General features: G+C 46.2%; 4 protein-coding genes. 1 reads left to right on the top strand and 3 read right to left on the bottom strand.

What is annotated here, in order from left to right; all coding sequences use genetic code 11:
- A partial coding sequence (locus PX636_RS18900; protein ID WP_288118290.1) for a neurohypophysial hormones like protein occupies positions 1 to 162 on the bottom strand: 162 nt, incomplete at its 3' end.
- Between the two features lie 37 nt (positions 163 to 199).
- Positions 200 to 1,165, bottom strand: coding sequence for a DNA polymerase III subunit delta' (gene holB / locus PX636_RS18895; protein ID WP_288118288.1), 966 nt, complete (start codon positions 1,163 to 1,165; stop codon positions 200 to 202).
- Positions 1,166 to 1,177: 12 nt separating this feature from the next.
- Between holB and PX636_RS18890 the strand changes: the two genes are divergently transcribed.
- Complete coding sequence (locus PX636_RS18890) at positions 1,178 to 1,519, top strand: hypothetical protein (RefSeq protein ID WP_002795936.1); 342 nt, start codon at positions 1,178 to 1,180, stop codon at positions 1,517 to 1,519.
- 199 nt (positions 1,520 to 1,718) lie between these two features.
- Here the strand turns inward: PX636_RS18890 and PX636_RS18885 are convergent, their stop codons facing one another.
- Complete coding sequence (locus PX636_RS18885) at positions 1,719 to 4,049, bottom strand: heavy metal translocating P-type ATPase (protein ID WP_012267551.1); 2,331 nt, start codon at positions 4,047 to 4,049, stop codon at positions 1,719 to 1,721.
- Between the last annotated feature and the right edge of the window lie 659 nt (positions 4,050 to 4,708).

Here is a 4,708-nt window from a genome sequence, read left to right as displayed (position 1 = left end):
TTGCTGGTTTTCCCCGTCTTTATCGCTATCTTCGTCTTTTTGCGGCGATTCCACCGTGGTAGGGACGTTTTTCGGTTCTTCGGCTTCTTTTCCTCCCTGACAAGCACCTAAAACCGTAGTCAAGGTTAACAGAATCAGCAAAACTAAGGATTTCATTTTCATGCTCTTTCTCCCCACTCGATCGATAAATATAACAATTTTAAGACTTTTGGGCGGTGGATAGTTTGGCCAATGCCAAGAAAGTGCATTCCCAGACTAAACGGGGTTGAACGTAGGCTAACAGCTGCCGGCGGGTTTTTTCCAAGATTTCTAAAATCGATCGCTCTCGTCGTCGTTGCCAATCCTCATACTGAAGATAACTCACATACCATAATTGGGTTTCCGTGTCAAGAGTTTGAGCAATAATTTTGGCTAATTCCAGTGCTTGGGAGAGTTTTAGGGGAAATTTGCTCAAAGATCGCGGTAAATCTTGGGGGAGACTGTCGAGAAATTCTAAAGCGGCGATCGCTTCTCCGGGGCTACCTTGGGCTAAACCGAGAATTGCCGGATAATTGAGAACGCGAGCGTGTCCGTTAGAGCGCAAGACTTGAGCGAGATTTTCTTCCGAAAGACGCTGAAAAGGGATATGTTGACAGCGAGAAACGAGAGTGGGTAGTAAAGAGGAAGGACTGGGAGCAATCAGGATTAAAGTGGCTTTTCCCGGTTCCTCAAGCGTTTTTAAGAGGGCATTTGCTGCTGATTCCGTCATGGTGTCTGCTTGCTCGATCACCACCACAGAGCGGGCCGATTCGAGGGGAGGACGACTTAAAAAGTTAGTAATCTCGCGAATTTGTTCGATGCGGATTTGCGGGGGAGCTTTACGCTTGAGATTGCTTTCCTGTGCTTCTTTTGCGGTGAGCAGTTTGCCTTGGTGTTGATAAGTGGGTTCAATCCAGAGTAAATCGGGATGATTGCCCCCGAGAAAGCGTTTCAGGATTAATTCCCTTGTTTCCGGAGATCGATCTCTAGTTAACAAGTCTTGACAGAAACATTTTGCTGCTAGATTGCGTCCAATCCCCTTAGCGCCGGCGAATAAGTAAGCGGGAGCGATCGAATTGATTTCAAGCGCTCTTTGTAGTAGTTCAATGGCCTGATTTTGACCGATTAACCGTGACCAATCTATCATCTTTTCCCTGCCATGGCTCGCTATTCCTGTTCTTATTTTGTCGGAATTTCTCCCCATCAGACCGGGCTTTTATACGATGATATCCTAAGTTTGGGTGAATTTGAAATCATCAAGCGCCGGCCCGATGTGTTACTTTTATCGGAGGTTCCTAACGATGCGCTCTTTCCCCAGTTAGTGAAAGTGGAATTATTTATTCATCCTCCCACTAGCTCGGAACTTCAGATCGATTTATTGGTAAAAAATCATGAATTGCCCCTGAGAACTAATAATCGTTGTCGGCAATTTTTCCAATCTATTCACCAGATTATTACCAAAAATTATCAAGGCCAATCCCTGACCAGAATTACTGCTTAACCCGATTTGTTCCTGTCTCCGTCAACTGACAAAGACGGGGACAAAATACCATCTTGGCTCTCTTGGGTAACGAACCACAAAGACACAGAGGACACAGAGATTGATCGCTCCTGTATCAGTGAAACTTATCACACAAAGAATAAGAGAGCCGCTCTTTTTGGTGCTTGATAGATTTATCGAGAAAAAATCGGTAATTGCTTTAGTTTTTGCCTTCCTGCGTCGATTTGAGCGGAGGAAATTGACGACGTAAAAGCAGGGAATTACTCACTACCATAACCGAACTAAAAGCCATTAAAGCTGCTGCTAAGGCCGGACTGAAAGCTAGACCCCAACGGGGCAGTAATAAACCACCGGCAATGGGAATAGCAAAGGTATTATAACCCAAAGCCCAAAAAAGATTTTGTCGGATTTTTTGCCATGTGGCCAGACTTAAATGCAGAGATTGCACCACATCCTCCAGGCGATCGCTAATTAAAACGATCCCAGCCGTTTCCATGGCCACTTCTGTGCCACCGGCCAGAGCAATACCGATGTTAGCCTGTCCTAGTGCGGGAGCATCATTGATACCATCCCCGACCATAGCCACGATTTTGCCCTCTTTTGTCTGTAGGTCGGCAATTAAGGCGGATTTTTCGGTGGGGGCAACTTCGGCATAAAATTGGCTAATACCCAAACTATTAGCGATCGCTGTCACCACTTCTTGGCGATCACCACTGAGTAAAATCACCTCTAAACCGAGTTTTTGCAACTGATTCACGGTTGTTTGAGCATCGGGACGTAATCGATCCTGAAAAGCGATCGCACCGAGTAATTGTTCTTCCATCCCCAGATAAATCACCGTTTTACCCGCTTGTAAAAGCTCTTGAATCCCCCAGATAGTTTCATCGATTTTAATGCCGTTTTGCGCCAACCATTGCCGATTTCCCAGAACAATTTTCGACCCCTGCACCCTTGCCGAAACTCCCAATCCGGCGACAGTTTGAAAATCTTCCCCCGTCAGGTTAGTAGGGGGAGTAACCGCGTCTAAAATCGCCCGAGCGAGGGGATGATTAGTACCACTCTCCACTACTGCCGCTAATTGTTGAATTTCCAGGGAATTAAGGATAGAAAAACTCAAACAATCGGTAATTTCTGGATGACCTTGGCTGAGGGTTCCCGTTTTGTCAAAAACCACCGTTTGCAGTTGCGAGACGGTTTCCAAAACATCGCCCCCTTTAATTAAAATACCCCGTTCGGCTGCTAAACTGGTTCCCACCAGTAGGGCCGTCGGTGTGGCTAAACCGAGAGCGCAGGGACAAGCGACCACAAGCACGGAAATCGCTAATTTTAGGGACAAAAGTAGGGGAGAAGTGGGTTGAATCATCTCGTGGTGTCCTGTGGTTGACCCTAACACCTCTGGAAAGAGCCTAGTTCCCCAAAAATACCAAAAGAGCAGCACAATTAGGGCAATTATCATGACTCCGTAGGCAAAATAACCCGCTACCCGGTCCGCTATCTTCTGTACCGGGGCCTTGCGAGTTTGGGCTGATTCCACGGCTGCGATAATCTTAGCTAGGGTGGTATCGGTCCCCACCTGACGAGTTTGCACAGCGATCGCACCAGAGAGATTAAAACTGCCAGCAATGACTAGATCTCCCATTTCCTTGACCACCGGCAGCGATTCCCCCGTTAACAAAGCTTCATCTACCGTGGTTCTTCCCTGAATAATCTCCCCATCCACGGGAATTTTTTCCCCGGGTAAGACGCGCACCCATTCCCCGACGCGCAGCTGTTCCACCGGAATCGCCACACCCACACGGTCATCTGTACTACCAATCAGGTGAGCCACTGCCGGTTGTAGGGAAGTAAGCGCTTCTAAGTCTGCGGCTGCGCGATGACGGGAATGCGCTTCTAGAGTCCGTCCGAGGAGAATAAAACCTAACAGCATGACTGGTTCATCAAAAAAGCACTCTAGACCGAGATTAGGGAAGATAAGAGCCAAACAACTGGCTATATAGGCGCTACCTGTGCCTAAACTAACGAGAGTGTTCATATTTGGCATCCCGTGCCGTAATCCCCGCCAACCATCGATGAAAATATCGCGGCCGGGGAATAAAATGGCTAGGGTGGCTAAAATCCAGTGAAAAGCAATACTTTGAAAGATGGGGATTTCTGGTCCCCCGATGTGGTGTAAGTGACCAATCAGGGAAAAAACCAGTAAACAACAAGCGATCGCTAATCGGTATAATTGTTGTTGCCGTTCTTTTTGTTGGTTTTGCAGCCGTTGATTTTGTTGAGAAAGGGGAGTCGATGAGCTGCGCGGTTGGGTGGGGAATCCGATTGCGGTTAATTTTGCGGCTAATTGCTCTGGTGCGATCGCATCTGGTTGGTATTCAATCACGGCAATTTCCGTGATTAGATTAACTTGGGCCGATTTTACCCCTTGATTTTGGCTGAGTTGTCGTTCCACGGCACTCACACAGCCAGCGCATTTCATGCCTTTTACGTCTAGAGTAGCGGTTTTTAGTCCAGTTTCGGCGGCTAGGATCATAGAAAAAGTAGGCAAGGATGGTCTTTACTTCTATCCTAGAAATTCTCGACGGATTTTTAAACTATTTTGGCCTGTAGGGTTACAGATAGATGAAATTTCATTACAGATAGCTGAAATTTCAGGTAGCCGATCTGGTAGTGGACTGACACAGCTAAAATAGGGCAATAGATAGGCTCAACTGAGGACATCAATCATGGGAAGATGTAGGCGAGATAAAGTTCATCTGACAGTCGCACAACGAGAAAACTTTGAACAAATCAGTGGGGAAGGGTTCATCACAGAGTACGCTAATCGGCATAACACGCTTATCGTAATATTATACGGAAAACTTCTTGCAATCACTCAATTTGAGCGTAATATGCGGACAGATTCTTTAAAAAATGCGTATTTGGTGCTATATACGGAAAATTTCCGCATAATATATAGTTAGGCGGTCACGAAAACTTTGGTACTCAATCATTTGGAGGTAACTGGTTCTTCGTTACTTGGTATGGTTCGATAGGGGGGCATAAATCGACTAAATCCTTATCTGGTAAGAGACTTAATTGATTAGTTCGCTCTATATCAAAAACAATTGACAAAAATCGCTAAATGCCTTTCTATATAACGGTTCCATCCCTTATAACCCCCGTCCATTGCATAACACAAACCGAAGAGCC

It is taken from the genome of Microcystis sp. M53598_WE2, from assembly GCF_030067735.1.
Classification (GTDB): Bacteria; Cyanobacteriota; Cyanobacteriia; order Cyanobacteriales; family Microcystaceae; genus Microcystis; species Microcystis aeruginosa.
The sequence above is the reverse complement of the archived record's forward strand: the minus strand, read 5'-3'. Positions and strand labels throughout refer to the sequence as shown.

Excerpts from the sequence above, each read along its gene's own strand:
- holB (WP_288118288.1), bottom strand. The coding sequence starts at position 1,165 with ATGATAGATTGGTCACGGTTAATCGGTCAAAATCAGGCCATTGAACTA.
- PX636_RS18890 (WP_002795936.1), top strand. The coding sequence starts at position 1,178 with ATGGCTCGCTATTCCTGTTCTTATTTTGTCGGAATTTCTCCCCATCAG.
- PX636_RS18885 (WP_012267551.1), bottom strand. The coding sequence starts at position 4,049 with ATGATCCTAGCCGCCGAAACTGGACTAAAAACCGCTACTCTAGACGTA.